The organism is Ruthenibacterium lactatiformans, assembly GCF_000949455.1.
Taxonomy (GTDB): Bacteria; Bacillota; Clostridia; order Oscillospirales; family Ruminococcaceae; genus Ruthenibacterium; species Ruthenibacterium lactatiformans.
In genome coordinates, this window is sequence record NZ_JXXK01000001.1 from 1 (window position 1) to 17036 (window position 17036).

Genomic DNA, 17036 nt, shown 5'->3' on the forward strand with positions numbered 1-17036 from the left:
GGACGTGCTGTTCAGTCTGCCGTGCCGTAGATTTCCTTCGCCATGCGCAGTGCGGCCCAGGCCTTGGGCCAGCCTGCGTAAAAAGCAGCGTGGGTGAGAAGCTCGGCCATTTCCACAGCCGTTACGCCGTGCTTTTTTGCGTTCTGAATATGATGCTGCAGAGAACTGTCGAGAATTCCGCTGGCCATCAGAGCCGTCACTGTGACGATGCTGCGGTCGCGGGCGGAAAGCTGTTCCTCTCGCGCCCAGACCTGCCCGAACAGCACATCGTCGTTCAGTTCTGCGAATTTGGGTGCAAAAACGCCCATGGCGTCCCGTCCTGCCGTTACTTTTTCAATCATACTTTTCTCCTTTTGTTTTTTCGAAATCCGAAAATGGTCCATGAGCTCAATCCAGATAAATCAATTCGTATTCCCGGACGCCTATGCCCAGCGCACAAGCTGTTTCAACCGTGTGGATACCGTTGCGGGATTCCATGCGTTCGATGAGCGCGGCTTTTCCGGGGTCAGGGGAGGCATATACCGCGTCCACACAGGCCTGGTCCAACGCTACGGGGTCCAGAGAGGCAAAGACGCCTATGTCGGCCATTTCCGGTTCGTGTGGGTGCGCGTCGCAGTCACAGTCCACGGAAAGGCGGTTGGCAACATTGATAAAAGCCATGTTCCGCCGCCCCAGATATTCTACAACGGATTTGGCCGCGTCGGCCATGCACTCCAGAAAAGAGTTGTGATCGGCCGTCCATAGCTCCTCTGGAACACCCACACCGTGAATATGTGCTTTGCCGTGAACAGAGGCGATGCCGATGGAAATATTTTTCAATGCGCCGCCGAAGCCTCCCATCATGTGGCCCTTAAAGTGAGAAAGAACCAGCATAGAGTCGTAATTCCGCAGGTGCGCTCCGACAAAATTTTCCTGCAGATGCATACCGTTTGTGACAGGCAGTGCCAGCTCGCCGGTTTCATCCATGATGTCACAGGGTGCGATATCCAAAAAACCGTGCTCCTGAATGGCCTTCCAATGCTCCTGTGTGGTGTTCCTCCGGCCTTCGTAAGCGGTATTGCACTCAACGATGGTGCCGTGCAGACGTTCTGTCAGCGGACCGATCAACGCGGGCTGCAAAAAGTTATGTCCGCCCGGCTCTCCGGTAGAGATTTTCACTGCGGTCTTTCCACTCAGCCGGATGCCGAGCGCATCATAGAGACGGTCCATCGCCTGTGGTGTGATCTCCCGTGTGAAATATACCCTTGCTTTCGCCATATAGCTTCCGCTCCTTTCCATGAAAAATGTGTTATAATGAAGCATAATCTTCTGTAGGCAGGAATTCCAGCCACTCATTGGATGCGCCTTCTGCGGGGACCTCCACGGCCAGATGCTGGAACCAGCAGTCCACGGCGGCGCCATGCCAATGCTTGACCTCCGGGGGAATATTGACAACGTCTCCGGCGGCCAGTGCCCGTGCCGGTTTTCCGTCCTCCTGATACCAGCCGCGTCCCCCCGTTACAAGCAGGATCTGTCCGCCCTTGTGGTGGATGTGCCAGGCGTTGATCGTACCGGGGGCAAAAGTCACAACGCCGATGCCGACGCCGGAGGTTGTAAGCATATTCAGATAGCATTCACCCGTAAAATATTGCGCGTAGGCAGTGTTTTCAGCTCCGATGGGAAAAACCGCGCCGCCGCCGAGTTCCCGCTTCATTCGGTTTGCATCCATGAAGATTTCTCCTTTCAATCGCAGACCTCCATTTGAACCGCTGAAAAGAGCATACACCTTGGAGCAGACTCGAAGTCAATAGTTGTTTTGAAATATTTTTGGGATATTGTTGTTAAAACAACGCATTGGAAAAAATATCTGTGGCAAACTGTAAACAAAGAAAAATCGGTTTAGAGGCAAAAGGAGGAGAAAATATTATGGCTTTTATCAAAAATATCGAACACGAAGAGATAGTGCGGCTTGCGGATGAGATATCGGCGAACACAGGGCAGGTCGTCAGTAAAACACTGGCGCAGAACAGCTGCGTCAGCATCACGCTGTTCGCTTTTGCAAAAGGAGAGGAGATCGGAACACACGATTCTGCAGGCGACGCGATGGTCACAGTCATCGAAGGAAAAGGCAGATTCGTGGTAGACGGCCGGGAATACTGCCTGTCCGCAGGGGAAACACTGGTGATGCCTGCCCGAAAGCCGCATTCCGTTCATGCGGAAGATGCGTTCAAAATGCTGCTCACAGTTGTGTTTCCGCGGAACGACAGTGAAACATAAATTATTGTGTTTTGCGGATTCAAAAGTAGCCGCCCCGACGGGTTGCTGCTTTTATGCAATAAGAAAACCGCTTAAACACTATGTTTAAGCGGTTTTCTTGCAGCAATGTTAAAAACAAAAATCCGAACCTATAAGGTTCGGATTTTGATTATGTGGTGGAGATGAGGGGGATCGAACCCCTTACCTCTTGAATGCCATTCAAGCGCTCTCCCAAGTGAGCTACACCCCCACGGCACCAGCGCCTATCAGCGCCGCACTCTTCTCTCGAGTGCTTTATTATATTATCAAATCATTTCTTCGTTGTCAACCCCGAATTTTCAATTTTTTTTGTGAAGAAATAAAACAGCGGGCAGCAGACGGGAAAATATAAAAACAGGGCATGCTATAAGCGGGGCGGTTTGTGCGAAAAACAGAACCCGTGTCCATGACGGTTGACACCGCTCATGAGTTTTGTATAATAATGTAGAACCCAAAAGAAACATGGCGGAGCTTGCCGCTGCGAAACAAAAGAAAAAGGGAAGGTCGGGCATATGAACGGAAAACTACTTGCCGTACTCAGGCAGGACATTGATGCTTTTGAAGAGAAAATATATGAATTTACAAACGGAGAGATTGACCGCAAGGCTTACAAAGGCTTTTCGGGCGGTTTTGGCAGTTATGCGCAGAGGGAGAACGGATACAGCATGCTTCGTCTGCGCCTGCCCGGCGGGCGGCTGACGAAGGAACGGCTTGGGTTTATAGCCGAATGTGCCGAAAAATACAGCGTACCGCGTATGAAGCTCACCACATGCCAGACCATCCAGATGCACGACCTCCCGCCGCAGAGTGTGGTGGAGATCATGAAGCGGGCGCTTGATTACGACATTATAACGCGCGGCGGCGGCGGCGACTTCCCGCGCAATGTCATGGTGAGCCCGCTTACGGGTGTGGAGCAGGGAGAGTATTTTGATGTGATGCCCACGGCTCAGGCAGTCAATGATTATCTACTGGCGCAAGTGAGGGAAATCCGGCTGCCGCGTAAGCTCAAGGTAGGGTTCTCCAATGGACCGGCGAATGAAACACATGCGACATTCCGGGATCTGGGCTTTGTAGCCTGCGCGGACGGAACTTTTGATGTCTATTGCGCCGGCGGGCTTGGCGCAAATCCCAAAATGGGTGTACTGGTAGACACAGGCGTTGCGCCCCGGAATGTTCTGTACGACGTATGCGCTATGGTAAAGACTTTCCAGGAGCACGGAAATTACGAGAATCGTGCCCGCGCGCGTACGCGTTATTTGCAGGAAACATTAGGCGAAGATGGCCTGAAAACTGTTTTTCGTGAGAATCTGGCTTTGGCGAAGGAGAAGGATATGGCCCTGGTGCTGCCGGACTCGACGGCACCCAAAACAGGCGGTGCGTCTCTCTCGCATCCGCGCGCCATCCCGCAGAAACAGCCGGGGCTTTACGCTGTGGCATATCATCCCATCGGCGGGATGCTGTCTGGTAAAAAACCTGCCGAGCTTTATGAATCCATGTGCAATGCTCCGGACGCGGAATGGCGGGTTGGCCCGGATGAAACGATGTATTGTATCAATCTGACGGCGGAAGAGGCGCAGGCAGTACTTGCCGTTACGGAAGACGGTGCGCGGGATTTGTTCGAATCTTCTGTGGCATGCGTGGGTGCAGCGACCTGCCAGCAGGGTGTGCGGGATTCACAGTCAACATTGAAGATGCTGGTGGAGGCAATGCGCAGGGAAGGATTTTCCGACGGCATATTGCCGCGCATCCATATCTCCGGCTGCCCTTCCAGCTGCGGTACGCACCAAATCGGTACGCTGGGTTTTCGCGGCGGCGTGAAGCTGGTGGATAAAAAGCCGATGCCTGCCTATATGCTGTATGCAGGCGGATGCGATGCGCAGGGGGCGGAACAGTTCGGCCAGGAGCTGGGGATGATGTTGGAACAGGATATCCCGGCTTTTCTTGCGGAGCTGGGGCGTGCGGTGCGCGCGTCCGACGGAACTTTTGCGCAGTGGTATCCGGCGCATGAGGCGGAATTTAAAGAGATTGCTGAGAGATATATTGCCGACTGAATTGAAAACAGTCTGTCCTGCGTCCGTTTTGCGGGCGCGGGACTTTTTAAAATGTTTGGCAGCGCGCAAAAAGGCGGAGCGGGGTAATGCGGCGTCAAAAAGTTTACCGGAAGCATACCGGAAGATTGACAATTTTGAACAGGAAAGACGTTTTGGCTTGAAAGCGGAAAGGATTTCCCCTATAATAAGTGATAACCCCATGGCGGCGTTTGGCAGGCTTCTGTCATACCGCGAACCCCGCGCGGCGATGTGTAGAGCGGCGTTTCCGTCATGCGGCATACCACAGGGCGGGCAGCCCACGGCTTGGGAGTATTCAGTGAAAAGACAATGGCGCGGCGGAATGGCCGCTTTTTTGACTTTTATCATGCTGATATCAGGATGCAGCGCGGCCCCTGCGGGGAGCGGCGCTGAAAGCCGTACCGTGGCGCCGGCGAACAGCACACATTACGAGCCGCCGGCATTTCGGAACGCCGAGTTTCACCCGGACGCCGCTGTAAGCGGCAGCGGGGCGGAAATAGACCTTTCGGCGGTGTCGCAGGGGTATGTCGCCGTGCGGGCGCAAAGCGACAAACGCCTGAAATGCCAGGTCGTGTATGGAGACGTAAAATACAATTACGATCTGCCCGGAGACGGAACGCCGGTCGTTTATCCGCTGCAAAGCGGCAACGGGCAATACAATGTCCGCGTGATGCAGAATACCACAGAGAACAAGTACATGGAATTGTTTTCCGCACAGGCGGACGTTGTGCTGGACAGTGAATTCGAGCCGTTCCTGCGGCCCAGTCAGCGGGTAGCTTACAGTGTGGACTCCGCATGTGTCTTGCTGGCGTCGGACATAAGCGCACAGGCAGCGGATGCGGCGGCGGTGGTGAGCAGTGTGTACGAATATATCCAAGGCAATGTGGACTATGATTACGACAAAGCCCAAAACATCGTAGACAACAACGTTACCGGATATCTGCCGGACCCGGATGAGACGCTCTCCACAAAGAAGGGCATCTGCTACGATTATGCTGCGCTTGCCGCGGCAATGCTGCGCAGCCAGGGTATCCCGACAAAGCTTATCACAGGATATGTTTCCAGCGGCGGAAGCGAGCTGTACCATGCGTGGAACATGATTTGGCTGGAAGAGAGCGGCTGGATCACCGTGGAGATCAGGGCGCCCAGGCATGAATGGCAGCGCATCGACCTGACGTTTGCGGCTGCCGGCCAGAGCGCGCTTGTGGGCGACGGTAAGGGCTATGCGGATAAAGAGGTCTATTGAGGAGGAGAGGTCATGGCGGCAAAAATACTTCGCTCGCTGGCGGTGAGCGCCTTTTGCGAAGATATGGCGATGATGCTGGCAGCGGGCATTCAGGTAGACGACGCGCTCTCCCTGATGCGCGGAGACAGCGGGGACGGCCCGCTGTACGATGCGGCTTCCGCCGTGCTTGAGCGTGTCCAAATGGGGGAGCCTTTGGCCGAGGCGGTGGAGCAATGCGGATATTTTCCCGCGTATGCGGCGCAGCTTGTCGCGGCGGGCGAGGCGGCGGGACGCACCGAGAGCGTGCTGAAAAGCCTCGCGGTATATTACGAAACACAGGATAAGCTGGAAAAAAGGCTGAAAAGTGCTGTGATCTATCCGGCAGTTTTGCTGTTCTTGATGGCCGGAGTGCTGGCCGTTCTGGTCGCGCGTGTGCTTCCGGTATTCACCGGTGTTTATACGGGGCTGGCGGGAAGCGTAGCGGCTTCTTCTTATGCGTACATCACGGCTGCAAATATCATCGGCTGGGCATCTCTGTGCCTGGTCATCGTGCTGACGGCGCTTTTGCTTACCGGTGCGGCTGCGGCGCGCACGCAGCGTGGGAACGGCCTGTTCCGCACGTTGTTTGAAAAACTGCCCTTTACTTCTGCTGCTGCCCGGCGGCTGGCGGAGGCGCAATTTACTACGGCGCTGGCCACGTTTACGGCCAGCGGGATGGACACCGACACAGCAATGGAACGCGCGTCGGACATGGTGCGGCACCGCGCGCTGCGCGCGCAGCTGGAAAGCTGCCGCCGGCAGATGCTTGAGGGGCGCAGCCTGGCGCAGGCCGTTTACGATAACCGCGTGTTCGAACCGCTGTACGCGCGCATGCTGATGAGCGGAGCACGCAGCGGCAATCTGGACCAGGTGCTGGCGCGCCTTGCGCAGGTGTTCAGTGAGGATGCAAACATGCGGATGGGGCGCATCATCGACAGCGTGGAACCTGTGCTTGCAGGATTTCTCACCGTTTCGGTGGGGATTACTCTTCTGGCCGTGATGCTGCCGTTGATCGGCATTCTCACTTCCATCGGATAAGGGGGCGCGGGGATGTATCAGGAAAAACGGCTGCGGCGCGGCGCAAAACGGCTGGGCGCAGCCATAGCGGCAGTATGTACACTGCTGCTGTTGCTGGGTGTATGGGCTGTTTGGAACGGCGCACAGGCGGCAATGAGGGAACAGGCGGCGCAGAGCCTCCGCACGGCGGTGCTGGATGCGGCGGTGCAGTGCTACGCTCTTGAGGGGGCATACCCGCAGAGCCTTTCCTATCTGGAAGAAAACTATGGCGTGCAGGTCAACCACAGCCGGTTTATCGTCAGCTATGAGGCGTATGCATCGAACCAGCTGCCGGCCGTCGCCGTGCTGGAAAAGCAGACGGCATGACAGTCTTAGGCGCGGGATAAGACAAAATGAAGGGAGGCGGCGGAGTGAAAAAACACGGAGCGTTTTGGATGCATCTGTATCCGCTGCTTCTGTTTGCCATCATCGTGCTGTCGCTGCTGTTCCTTGTGATGACGGGGACCGGGCTTTACAGTGCGGTCGTGGACAGCCAGACGCGGAACAGAGAGGCGCGCGCGGCGCTGTCATATCTTGCCGCGCGGGTGCATGCGGCGGACGCGGCGGGAGCTGTTTCCGTTGGGGAAGGCCCCGAGGGCGCGGCGCTGCTGCTGCGGGAGAACGCAGACGGCGAAACTTACGAAACCCGTATTTATTTATATGAAGGCGCGCTGCGGGAGGAATATGGGACGGCAGATGCTGCGCTGGACCCGCAGGACTCCGAACGCATCGTGGATGCAAAATCCTTTTCCATCGAGCAGGTTCGACCGGGTCTGCTGGTAGTGTCAACCGAATACGGAAGCGCAGATATCGCGCTGCGCAGCGGAAGGGGGACTGGCCCGGATGCGTAGATCTCGGGGCGGCGCAGCTTTTTATGTGGAAACGCTGCTTTTGGTACTCTTTCTGCTTGCCAGCCTGACCGTGCTGGTGCAGATACTGGGTGCTGCAAAGCGTACCTCACGGGAGGCCAGGGAGCTTTCCACAGCTGTAAGCATCGCCCAAAATGCGGCGGAGTTGTTTGCGGCAAGCGGCTCACAGGAAGATTTCGCAGTCCTGTTGGGTGCTGAGAAAACGGCGCGCGGCACACTGCGCGCCGCATACGACGTCCAGGGCGGTTGGACAGAGGACGAAACACAGGGGGCCTATGTCCTGGAAGCAGTGCTGGACGAAACGCCGCGGCAGGCGGGTGAGATGCGCACGGCGCATTTTGTTGTAACTGCGGCGGACGGCGATACGGTTTTGTATGAGCTGGATACGCAGAAATACATCGGCGGATAACGCCGCGGGCAAGGGGGAGACGAGATGGAAAGCAGGCCGGTGCGTCTGGGATGGCTGTCGCTGCTGCTGACGGTGATCATCCTGTGTCTGGCAACGCTCTCTGTGCTGAGCTTTTCCACCGCCCGGGCCGACCTTGCACTCGCGCAGAAGCAGGCGCGTCAGGCCCAAAGCGTTTATGCGCTGGAATGCGCGGGACAACAATGGCTGGCAGAGCTGGACGCAGCGCTGGCGCAGGCCGGAGGTACGGCGGAGCTGGATGCGCTGCTGCCGCATGGCACTGCCCGGGAAGGCCCCGGTGTGAGCGCCGTACTGGAGGGCGCGGACGGGCGTTCGCTTTCTGTTTTTGCGGAGTTGACAGCGGACGGCGGATACAGAGTGATACAATGGCAGCAGAGCGCCGAATGGGCGGGCGAGGCCGAGGCTCCTGCGCTGTTCGGTACACTGCGGGAAGGATAGGAGGAGACGCATGGACGTCAGGGAAACGCTCAGACAGGCCGTTGAAATGGGTGCGTCTGATATTTTTATTATCGCCGGACTGCCGCTTACCTATAAGGTGGACGGCCGCCAGAGGCGGATGGAAGCGCGGCTGATGCCTGCGGATACCGCCGCGGTCATCTCGGATATTTACACGCTGTGCGGACGCAGCCGCAGCCGAATCGAACGGGAGGATATGGACGACGATTTTTCCTTTTCGATTCCGGATCTCGGACGTTTCCGGGCGAATGTTCTGCATCAGCGCGGCAGCCTTGCAGCGGTCATTCGTGTGATACGTTTTGGCTTGCCGGAGCCGGAAAAGCTGAACATTCCGCCTGAGGTGCTTGCCTCGGCCAGGCTGATGAAAGGACTTGTCCTGGTGACGGGCTCGGCGGGCAGCGGCAAATCCACAACGCTGGCCTGCCTCATCAACGCCATCAACCAGACAAGAGAAGGGCACATCATCACAATGGAAGACCCCATTGAATACATCCATCGGCATGACAGATGTATCGTGACGCAGCGAGAGATCTCAACCGATTCTCCGAGCTATGTCAGCGCCCTTCGCAGTGCTTTGCGGGAGAGCCCGGACGTCATCCTGCTAGGCGAAATGCGGGACTATGAGACCATCGAGGTGGCCATGACCGCCGCGGAGACGGGGCAGCTGCTGTTCAGCACGCTGCACACCACAGGCGCTGCCAACACGGTGGACCGCATCATCGATGTGTTCCCGGCCGGGCAGCAGGCGCAGGTGCGCATGCAGCTCTCCATGGTGCTTCAGGCGGTCATCAGCCAGCAGCTTGTTCCCACGCTGGACGGCAAGCAGACCCCGGCGTTTGAGATCATGTATACGAACCCGGCCATCAAAAACCTGATCCGTGAGGCAAAGACGCACCAGATTGATTCCGCTATTCAAGCGGGTGCGGCACAGGGTATGTGTACCATGGACACAAGCCTGCTGCGCCTGGTGACGGAAAAGCGCGTCAGTAAAGAGACAGCCCTCACACACTGCATGCATTATGAGGCGATGGAAAAACGCCTTTCAGCAATGAGCTGAATCCAAATTGATTCGGAAGGGGGAGAGGAAAGTGCCTGAGCAAAGTAAAATGGAAATATCCCTGTTCAGCGGTATGACGATCCTGTGGAACGGTACGCCGATCCTGGAGCACAGCGCGCGGCTCAACAAGCCTTTGGAGCTTTTGGCGCTGCTTTTGCTGCGCGGCGATAAAAAGCTGACGAATGAGCAGTTGATGGACGGCCTGTGGGAGAGCGATGAAATCGAAAACCCGGCCGGCGCGTTGAAAAACGCGGCGTATTCGCTTCGCAAGTTTTTGCAGAAAGCGGATAAGGAAAAACGCTTTATCATCACAGAGAGCGGGCGTTACATTTGGAACCCGGAAATCTCCGTCACCACCGATGTGTGGGAATTCGAGCAGGAGGCGCGTCTTGCGGATCAACCGGGCACGCCGGCGGAGGAGCGTATCCCGCATGCGCGGCGAGCGCTGAAGCTGTATACCGGCGATCTTCTGCCCAGCCTGAGCATGCAGCAGTGGGTCATCCAATACAGCAGTTATCTGCGGCAGACCTATCTGCGTACCGTTAAAAATCTGGCTGCCACGCTCTGCGAACGCGGAGGCAGGGAGGATCTGGAGGAGACGCTGGATATCTGCAACCGTGCGGCGCTGCTGGAGCCGCTGCACGAGGAACTTTACCGCTACATCTTCAATACCATGCGCAGGTTGGATATGAAGCAGGCTGTGCTGAGCTATTATCCGGTGATCTCCAACCTGTTTTACGACGAGCTGGGCGAACGTCTTTCGCCCGAGCTGCGGGACATATATCTCTGGGCTTCCCAGGGAGCGAACCAGATGAAGGAAAATCTGCGCCAGATCCAGCAGGATTTGGGCGAGATTACGCGGGACGCCCGACCCATCCACGGCGCATACTACTGCGAGTATGAGATGTTCAAATCCGTGTACCAGATGGTCGCACGAAGCGCGGCACGTTCCAACAGTCATGTGCTGCTCATCCTTGTGACGTTTGAAGGAAAAAACGGCCAGACCGTGGCAAAACAGGAGATCGTGGACGCGATGGCGCGCGGCAAGGAAGTCATTCGGGAGTCTCTGCGCAAGGGCGATGTATTCAGCCGTTACAGCCGCAACCAGTACATCCTTATGTTGACGGTCACTTCGCCTGCCGACAGCGTTGTGGTGGAGAACCGCATCAAGGATGCTTTTAAGGAAGTGCGTCTGAGCGCGAAAATCGAGCTGCGTATGAAAGCGCAGGAGCTGGACCCGATCGTTTAGCGTATGCAACCGCTTCTTCCGGAAAACGGCGCTTGCGTTTTATGTGCGACGGGTGTAGAATCAAAACAGCCCCAGGAAAATAAAGGACGGAGGAACGATCACGATGCGTACACTCAACAGTGTTTCTGAATTCCAGACAGAGGCGGCCAACGCCGTTTTTACAAAGCAGCAGGCGATTTCCGCTACGTTGCAGCTCCTCACAAAAGAATGGAACGATCCCGGCAATACGCCTGAGGAAAAATCGGTTCTGGAAAATGCGATCCAGCGCGCCGAATTCCGCTACATCGATGCGACGAAGTCGGAGACGGACCGTATGCTGGACGCTATTGGCGTGGCGCGCTTTACTACGCAGGATATCGTAAACGCCATTCAGGCGATCGTATTCGATGCGGAGTGAGCCCCAACCTGAGAAACATTATCCCTGCTGAACAGAGCCCCGCCGGAAGGCGGGGCTTTTTGCATGCCCGGAAACGAGGAAAATCTCGCCGCATACTGGTTTGGCGTTTAGCCGGGGCATATAGCGCGCACACTATTTTTGTGTGGAAAAGGAGGGGATATGTTGGAAAAAAGGCTCATTGCAATGGCGGGCGCGTGTCTGCTTGCGTTCGCCGTAGTGGTTTGTGCTCTTGCAGCCGTGTCTACAAATCCGGCATATGCGGCTGCCGCCGTACAGCAGAGCAGTACCAGCGTCGTGCTGAGTGAAGGGCGCGGCAATATTTACGACTGCGGTTTTTTGCCGCTTACAGGGACGGTCTCGGAGCGCTATGCGTTGATTGAGCCAGGGAGGACGAGCTATCATACTTTGTTTGAGGCCATCCCGGCGGAACTGCGCACGCAGTTTTATGCAAGCATCCAGCGGGGCTCTCCGTTCCTGATGCCTGTCACAGGGGCGGCCGCAGCGCGTGCGCAGTATACGTTTGAAAAGCCTGTGCGGTACCAGCCTATGCCCATCGCCCAGCACCTCATTGGATATCTCGGAGCGTCCGGCCACGGTGTTTCAGGTGTGGAATATGCTTTTGATGATCTTTTGACAGGAGGCTCCACTTTGACGGAGGTGCGCTGCGCAATGAATGCGCGCGGGGGATTCATAGAATCAGATGCGCCGTACCTGGTGGAATCTCCCGGCACGGGGGCGGGTGTGATGCTCACGCTGGATTCAAGCATCCAGCGCGCCTGCGAAGCCGTAGGCATTGAAATGGTGGATAAGGGATGCATCGTTGTACTGGACGCGCCCACCGGGCGCGTGCGCGCCAGCGTGAGCCTGCCGCTGTACGACCCGGAAAATGTGGCCGCAAGCATCGCGCGCCAGGATACTTCACTGGTCAACCGCGCCCTCAGTGCATATAATGTGGGTTCGGTGTTCAAGCCGCTGCTGGCCGCGGCGGCGCTGGAGCAGGGAATCAGCGCGCAGGAGACGTATGAATGCACGGGATCCATCGAGGTGGGCGGCCATGTTTACCGCTGCGCCTATGGGCGGGGCCACGGGACGGTAGACATGAAAACCGCGCTGGAGCAAAGCTGTAACTGCTACTTTGTGCAGCTTGGGCTGCGCCTGGGCGCGCAGACGGTGTACGACATTACAAAAAGTGCGGGATTTGGGCAAAGCCAGCAGGTTGCGGGCGGTCTGCGGGCAGCCTCCGGGAACCTGCCGGACGCGGCGCAGCTGGAAGATCTGGGCCAGCTCGCATCTATCAGCTTCGGCCAGGGAGCGCTGACCGCCACGCCCGTACAGGTTGCCGCGATGATGAACCTGTTTGCAAACGGAGGGCGGTATGTGGAACCTGTGTTTGTGGAGGGAATTGTGGATGAATACACGCAGTCGGTAACGGAAAGCCTGTACCGCCCCGTCCAGCGGCAGGTGATGGACAAAGATGTGGCGGAGGTGATTCGGCAGATGCTTGTGGGCGTTGTTGAGGAAGGGCTGGGGCGAAAAGCCGCGCCCCGGGCCGGCGGTGCGGGGGGCAAGACGGGGACAGCGCAGACGGGCCGCTATCAGGAGGACGGAGAAGAAATTATGGACGCGTGGTTCGTGGGTTTTTACCCTGCGGAAGAACCTCGATATACCATCGCCGTTCTGCTGGACAGCGGCACACACGACAGCGACGACGCTGCGCAGGTGTTCGCCAAAGTAACGGATGCCCTGAGCTTTTTTCTTGCGCAGGAGTAAGCCGTCCGGGGCTTGACATTGCCCGGATTTGATTTATAATAATATGGTAAACGTGTAAAAACAGGTATTACGGCAGAGACTGGGCCAATGGGGTTCCGCACGGCTTACAGAAAGGGAACGCAGGGCTGAGACGTTCCCGCTTCGGACCCCACCGCCACCCGGATAGCCTCCCGTGATGAGCGGGACGTAGCTGCGGCGTTAACGCGGGGAAAGCGGCGTGCCTTTTGGTACGCAATTTGGGTGGTACCACGGATGCTGACAGGCCTTCGTCCCTGACACAGGGGCGAGGGCTATATTTTTTTACACGGCAGAACAAAAATGACATTTATTTTGTGAGGAGAATGAACCCGATGGAATGGACCGGCCTGAACGAGCTGCGCGAAAAATACCTTTCTTTCTTTGAAAGCAAAGGACACCTTCGTTTGGACAGCTTTCCCCTGGTGCCCAACAACGATAACAGCCTTTTGTTGATCAACTCCGGCATGGCGCCGATGAAAAAATGGTTCCTCGGCCAGGAGGAGCCGCCGCGCCACCGTGTCACCACCTGCCAGAAATGCATCCGCACGCCGGACATTGAGCGCGTGGGCATCACGGCGCGTCACGGCACGTTCTTTGAAATGCTGGGCAACTTCAGCTTTCAGGATTATTTCAAGCGCGAGGCTACCGCATGGGCGTGGGAATTCCTGACGAAGGTGCTGGAGATTCCCGCCGAGCTTCTGTACGTCTCGGTGTATGAGGACGACGACGAGGCCTACGATATTTGGACAAAGGAAGTGGGGATCGACCCGTCCCACATGGTGCGCTTCGGCAAGGAGGACAATTTCTGGGAGCACGGCTCCGGCCCCTGCGGCCCCTGCAGCGAGATCTATTTTGACCGCGGCCCCGAGCACGGCTGCGGCAAGCCGGATTGCAAGGTGGGATGTGACTGCGACCGTTATATGGAGGTCTGGAATCTGGTGTTCAGCCAGTTTGATTCAGACGGCAAGGGCACATATACGCGCCTGGAGCGCCCCAACATTGATACGGGCATGGGCCTGGAGCGCCTGGCCTGCGTGATGCAGGGCGTGGGAAACCTGTTCGAGGTGGATACCGTTCACAATATCCTGAACCATGTGGAGCGCATTACGGGTAAGACCTACGGCCGCGACCATGCGACGGACGTTTCCATCCGTGTCATCACCGATCACATCCGTTCCACCGTGTTTATGGTGAGCGACGGTATCCTGCCCTCCAACGAGGGCCGTGGCTACGTGCTGCGCCGCTTGCTGCGCCGGGCCGCACGCCATGGCCGTATGCTGGGGGTTACGCGCCCGTTCCTGGCCGAGCTGTGCGATACCGTCATCCGCGAAAACGGCGGAGCCTACCCCGAGCTGGTGGAGCATGCTGATTATATCAAAAAGACCATATCCGCAGAGGAGGAGCGCTTCTCCCGCACCATCGACCAGGGCCTGAATATCCTGTCGAATCTCATCGACAACATCGAAAAGGCCGCTGCCGAGGGCAAGCGCCGCGTGCTGGCGGGCATTGATGCGTTCAAGCTGAACGATACGTTCGGCTTTCCGCTGGATCTTACCAAGGAGATCGCTGCTGAGAACGGCATTGAGGTGGATGAGGACAGCTTCCGTACCGAGATGCAAAAGCAGCGGGAAAAGGCACGCAAGGACCGTCTGAGCCGTGACATTTCCGGTTGGACGGCGGATCTGTTCGGCGCGCTGGACGCTTCGGCCACAGAATTTCTGGGTTACGGCACGCTGGAGGCTGAGGCCAAAATCGTGGCGCTGTCCGACGGCGATGAGCTGACGGATGCCGTGTCCACGGACGACGGTGCGAAGGAGGGCGTTCTGGTGGTGCTGGACCGCACGCCTTTCTATGCCGAGAGCGGCGGTCAGGTAGCCGATACCGGCGTGATTGCAACGGCGGGCGGCGCGCATCTGGCGGTGACGGCCTGTAAAAAGACGCCGAAGGGTTATTATGTGCATACCTGTACGCTGCTGGACGGCGTGGTGCAGGCAGGCGATAAGGTCATCGCTTCTGTGGAGCGCGACCGCCGCCATGCGATCATGCGCAACCATACAGGTGCGCATCTGCTGCAAAAAGCTCTGCGAGAAGTGCTGGGCGCTCATGTGCATCAGGCCGGCTCGTATGAGGACGACGAGCGTGTGCGCTTCGATTTCACGCACTTCAACGCTGTAACGCCCCAGGAGCTGGCTGAGGTGGAGCGGATCGTCAACGCCAAAATCTTCGAGGCGCTGCCCGTACACATCAAGGTGATGCCCCTCAAGGAGGCCAAGGAGCTGGGCGCTATGGCGCTGTTCGGAGAAAAATACGGCGATATCGTGCGCGTTGTGGATGTGGAGGGCTTTTCTACGGAATTCTGCGGCGGTACGCACGTTTCCAATACGGCCGAACTGGGCTGCTTCAAGATTTTGTCCGAATCCAGCGTGGCGGCGGGTATCCGGCGCATCGAAGGCACAACAGGCTACGGCGTGCTGCGCCTGCTGGATGAAAAATCCGATATGCTCAACCAGACGGCGGGCGCGCTGAAGGTAAGCAATATCCACGACCTGCCCGCCCGCGCGGCTGCGCTCACCGCAGAACTGAGATCCGTGCAGAAGGAACTGGACGACCTTAAGCAGAGGCAGACGGCCATGAAGGCCAGCGGTTTGTTTGAGGATGCCAAGGACGTGGACGGCATAAAGATCTTCACGATGTATCTGACGGGGACTGCGACAGATGCGCTGCGCAAGCTGTGCGACAATGCACGGGACAAAGCGCCCGCGTCTGTTACTGCGGTGATCGGCGAAGCCGAGGGCAAGACAACGTTGGCTGTGGCTGTCGGCAAGGAGGCGCAGGCGCGCGGCCTTGCGGCGGGCAAGCTGGTGAAGGAAATCGCGGCTGTGGCCGGCGGCAACGGAGGCGGCAAGCCCGATTTCGCGATGGCGGGCATCAAGGACACCTCCCGCATCGACGACGCGCTGAACGCGGTGCCGGGCATCGTCAAGGCTGCCCTGGTCTGAACGGGCCGTTCGTTAAAAGAAAAAGACGCGCGCCCCATTCTGGGGCGCGGCGTTCTTTGGGAAAACAGAACACAGAAGGAGGGAGCGTTCATGCAGGACTGCTTATTTTGCAAGATGGCGGCGGGGGATATCCCTGTCAGCAAGGTGTATGAAGATGACACCGTGCTTGCGTTTCATGATATCGATCCGCAGGCACCGGTGCATTTTCTCGTGATCCCCAAAACACACATCGCTTCGCCTGGCGGCATTACGCCGGAGAACAGCGCTGTGGTAGCGCATATCTTTGAGGTGATTGCCCGGCTGGCCGAAGACCTGGAGCTTGGAAACGGATACCGCGTTGTGACGAACTGTGGCAGGGACGGCGGACAGAGCGTGCCGCATCTGCATTTTCATGTGTTGGCAAAGCGCAGCCTGGCATGGCCGCCGGGTTGAGTGACGCGCGCCGATCATAAAAAAGGAGAATGAATTATGCGTAAAACTTATACGCTGAATGTTGCCGGCGTTACGCGGGAGCTGCCGCTGTGCCCGGTGAATGAAAAGCTGGACATTGCCGCGTTTGTGATGTTCAGTGATGTGGAGCTTACTGTGGCCTGCGCCGAAGCGCTGCTGAAAAAAGTGCCGGAGTTTGATATTATCGTTACGGCCGAAGCGAAAGGTATCCCGCTGGCCTACGAGATGAGCCGCCAGAGCGGCAAACGTTATATCCCGGCCCGGAAAGGCCCCAAGCTTTACATGGAGGAACCTGTTGTGGTGGAGGATGTTTCCATTACGACCGAGGCCGTGCAGAAGCTCGTCATCGACCGTAAGGATCTGGATTCCATGGATGGAAAACGCATCCTCATCGTGGATGATGTGATCAGCACCGGCGGCAGCCTGCATGCACTGGAAACGCTTGTAAACAAGAGCAAGGGCACGGTTGTGGCGCGCGCGGCTGTGCTGGCGGAAGGCGACGCGGCAGACCGTAAGGATATCATTTATCTGGAGCCGCTGCCCCTGTTTTTCAAATAGTCCCGTATGAAAAGGCCGCTTGCCTGCGCCGGGTTTCTATATCTTGTAATACAACTGCTTGCAGCCTTTCTGCCGCCAGCGGCTTTTGGGCCGCTGGCGGCCGTTTTTCTTGCGGCCGTTTTT

At 57.3% G+C, this 17036-nt stretch carries 18 protein-coding genes and 1 tRNA gene; 15 read left to right on the plus strand and 4 right to left on the minus strand.

Annotated elements, in window-relative coordinates; translation table 11 throughout:
* Window positions 1-11: 11 nt before the first annotated feature.
* The 3 genes from TQ39_RS00005 to TQ39_RS00015 are packed head-to-tail and all read right to left on the minus strand — an operon-like array spanning window position 12 to window position 1708.
* A complete protein-coding gene (locus tag TQ39_RS00005; protein WP_172615953.1) occupies window positions 12-341 on the minus strand; it encodes a carboxymuconolactone decarboxylase family protein in 330 nt (109 codons plus the stop codon).
* 46 nt (window positions 342-387) lie between these two features.
* The gene (locus tag TQ39_RS00010) at window positions 388-1257 is read right to left on the minus strand and encodes a DUF362 domain-containing protein (protein WP_009325577.1); all 870 of its coding nucleotides are present in this window, start codon (window positions 1255-1257) and stop codon (window positions 388-390) included.
* 31 nt (window positions 1258-1288) lie between these two features.
* Window positions 1289-1708 carry a cupin domain-containing protein gene (locus tag TQ39_RS00015; RefSeq protein WP_009325578.1) on the minus strand — a complete coding sequence of 140 codons (420 nt, stop codon included), beginning with the start codon at window positions 1706-1708 and terminating at the stop codon, window positions 1289-1291.
* Between the two features lie 197 nt (window positions 1709-1905).
* Here TQ39_RS00015 and TQ39_RS00020 point away from each other — a divergent pair, with 197 nt between their 5' ends.
* Window positions 1906-2256 (plus strand): cupin domain-containing protein, encoded by a 351-nt coding sequence (locus TQ39_RS00020; protein ID WP_009325579.1) that lies wholly within the window; start codon window positions 1906-1908, stop codon window positions 2254-2256.
* A gap of 153 nt (window positions 2257-2409) precedes the next feature.
* On the opposite strand, the gene TQ39_RS00025 is transcribed toward TQ39_RS00020, so the two are convergent.
* Window positions 2410-2485, minus strand: a tRNA-Ala gene (locus TQ39_RS00025).
* A 301-nt stretch (window positions 2486-2786) separates the two neighbouring features.
* On the opposite strand from TQ39_RS00025, the gene TQ39_RS00030 reads away from it, so the two are divergent.
* The 14 genes from TQ39_RS00030 (at window position 2787) to TQ39_RS00095 (ending at window position 16913) form a co-directional block, all read left to right on the plus strand.
* Entirely contained in the window at window positions 2787-4325 is a 1539-nt protein-coding gene (locus tag TQ39_RS00030) for a nitrite/sulfite reductase (protein WP_050004118.1), read from the plus strand.
* A gap of 316 nt (window positions 4326-4641) precedes the next feature.
* On the plus strand, window positions 4642-5589 hold the full coding sequence (locus tag TQ39_RS00035) for a transglutaminase-like domain-containing protein (RefSeq protein ID WP_167541513.1): 948 nt from the start codon (window positions 4642-4644) through the stop codon (window positions 5587-5589).
* A 12-nt stretch (window positions 5590-5601) separates the two neighbouring features.
* Window positions 5602-6645, plus strand: a complete 1044-nt coding sequence (locus TQ39_RS00040) for a type II secretion system F family protein (protein WP_050004120.1) — start codon at window positions 5602-5604, stop codon at window positions 6643-6645.
* Between the two features lie 12 nt (window positions 6646-6657).
* Complete coding sequence (locus TQ39_RS00045; protein ID WP_050004121.1) at window positions 6658-6990, plus strand: hypothetical protein; 333 nt, start codon at window positions 6658-6660, stop codon at window positions 6988-6990.
* Window positions 6991-7034: 44 nt separating this feature from the next.
* Window positions 7035-7514: a DUF4860 domain-containing protein gene (locus tag TQ39_RS00050; protein ID WP_158555324.1), complete on the plus strand. Its 480-nt coding sequence runs from the start codon at window positions 7035-7037 to the stop codon at window positions 7512-7514.
* Window positions 7507-7941 carry a hypothetical protein gene (locus TQ39_RS00055; protein ID WP_050004123.1) on the plus strand — a complete coding sequence of 145 codons (435 nt, stop codon included), beginning with the start codon at window positions 7507-7509 and terminating at the stop codon, window positions 7939-7941. The genes TQ39_RS00050 and TQ39_RS00055 overlap by 8 nt, the downstream gene beginning before the upstream one ends.
* Before the next feature lie 24 nt (window positions 7942-7965).
* A complete protein-coding gene (locus TQ39_RS00060) occupies window positions 7966-8397 on the plus strand; it encodes a hypothetical protein (protein ID WP_009325586.1) in 432 nt (143 codons plus the stop codon).
* A 10-nt stretch (window positions 8398-8407) separates the two neighbouring features.
* Entirely contained in the window at window positions 8408-9472 is a 1065-nt protein-coding gene (locus TQ39_RS00065; protein ID WP_050004124.1) for a type IV pilus twitching motility protein PilT, read from the plus strand.
* Between the two features lie 31 nt (window positions 9473-9503).
* Window positions 9504-10721 (plus strand): AfsR/SARP family transcriptional regulator, encoded by a 1218-nt coding sequence (locus tag TQ39_RS00070; protein ID WP_009325588.1) that lies wholly within the window; start codon window positions 9504-9506, stop codon window positions 10719-10721.
* 103 nt (window positions 10722-10824) lie between these two features.
* Window positions 10825-11118 (plus strand): hypothetical protein, encoded by a 294-nt coding sequence (locus tag TQ39_RS00075; RefSeq protein ID WP_009325589.1) that lies wholly within the window; start codon window positions 10825-10827, stop codon window positions 11116-11118.
* A 159-nt stretch (window positions 11119-11277) separates the two neighbouring features.
* Entirely contained in the window at window positions 11278-12888 is a 1611-nt protein-coding gene (locus TQ39_RS00080) for a peptidoglycan D,D-transpeptidase FtsI family protein (protein WP_050004125.1), read from the plus strand.
* A 350-nt stretch (window positions 12889-13238) separates the two neighbouring features.
* Window positions 13239-15905 (plus strand): alanine--tRNA ligase, encoded by a 2667-nt coding sequence (gene alaS / locus TQ39_RS00085; RefSeq protein ID WP_050004126.1) that lies wholly within the window; start codon window positions 13239-13241, stop codon window positions 15903-15905.
* A gap of 90 nt (window positions 15906-15995) precedes the next feature.
* Window positions 15996-16337 (plus strand): histidine triad nucleotide-binding protein, encoded by a 342-nt coding sequence (locus tag TQ39_RS00090; RefSeq protein ID WP_009325592.1) that lies wholly within the window; start codon window positions 15996-15998, stop codon window positions 16335-16337.
* 36 nt (window positions 16338-16373) lie between these two features.
* Window positions 16374-16913, plus strand: a complete 540-nt coding sequence (locus tag TQ39_RS00095) for a phosphoribosyltransferase family protein (protein WP_009325593.1) — start codon at window positions 16374-16376, stop codon at window positions 16911-16913.
* The last annotated feature ends 123 nt before the right edge of the window (window positions 16914-17036 follow it).

Coding starts and splice junctions, on each gene's coding strand:
- TQ39_RS00055 (WP_050004123.1), top strand. CDS start 7,507: ATGCGTAGATCTCGGGGCGGCGCAGCTTTTTATGTGGAAACGCTGCTT.
- TQ39_RS00060 (WP_009325586.1), top strand. CDS start 7,966: ATGGAAAGCAGGCCGGTGCGTCTGGGATGGCTGTCGCTGCTGCTGACG.
- TQ39_RS00080 (WP_050004125.1), top strand. CDS start 11,278: ATGTTGGAAAAAAGGCTCATTGCAATGGCGGGCGCGTGTCTGCTTGCG.
- TQ39_RS00030 (WP_050004118.1), top strand. CDS start 2,787: ATGAACGGAAAACTACTTGCCGTACTCAGGCAGGACATTGATGCTTTT.
- TQ39_RS00075 (WP_009325589.1), top strand. CDS start 10,825: ATGCGTACACTCAACAGTGTTTCTGAATTCCAGACAGAGGCGGCCAAC.
- TQ39_RS00095 (WP_009325593.1), top strand. CDS start 16,374: ATGCGTAAAACTTATACGCTGAATGTTGCCGGCGTTACGCGGGAGCTG.
- TQ39_RS00040 (WP_050004120.1), top strand. CDS start 5,602: ATGGCGGCAAAAATACTTCGCTCGCTGGCGGTGAGCGCCTTTTGCGAA.
- alaS (WP_050004126.1), top strand. CDS start 13,239: ATGGAATGGACCGGCCTGAACGAGCTGCGCGAAAAATACCTTTCTTTC.
- TQ39_RS00010 (WP_009325577.1), bottom strand. CDS start 1,257: ATGGCGAAAGCAAGGGTATATTTCACACGGGAGATCACACCACAGGCG.
- TQ39_RS00045 (WP_050004121.1), top strand. CDS start 6,658: ATGTATCAGGAAAAACGGCTGCGGCGCGGCGCAAAACGGCTGGGCGCA.
- TQ39_RS00020 (WP_009325579.1), top strand. CDS start 1,906: ATGGCTTTTATCAAAAATATCGAACACGAAGAGATAGTGCGGCTTGCG.
- TQ39_RS00015 (WP_009325578.1), bottom strand. CDS start 1,708: ATGGATGCAAACCGAATGAAGCGGGAACTCGGCGGCGGCGCGGTTTTT.
- TQ39_RS00005 (WP_172615953.1), bottom strand. CDS start 341: ATGATTGAAAAAGTAACGGCAGGACGGGACGCCATGGGCGTTTTTGCA.
- TQ39_RS00065 (WP_050004124.1), top strand. CDS start 8,408: ATGGACGTCAGGGAAACGCTCAGACAGGCCGTTGAAATGGGTGCGTCT.
- TQ39_RS00090 (WP_009325592.1), top strand. CDS start 15,996: ATGCAGGACTGCTTATTTTGCAAGATGGCGGCGGGGGATATCCCTGTC.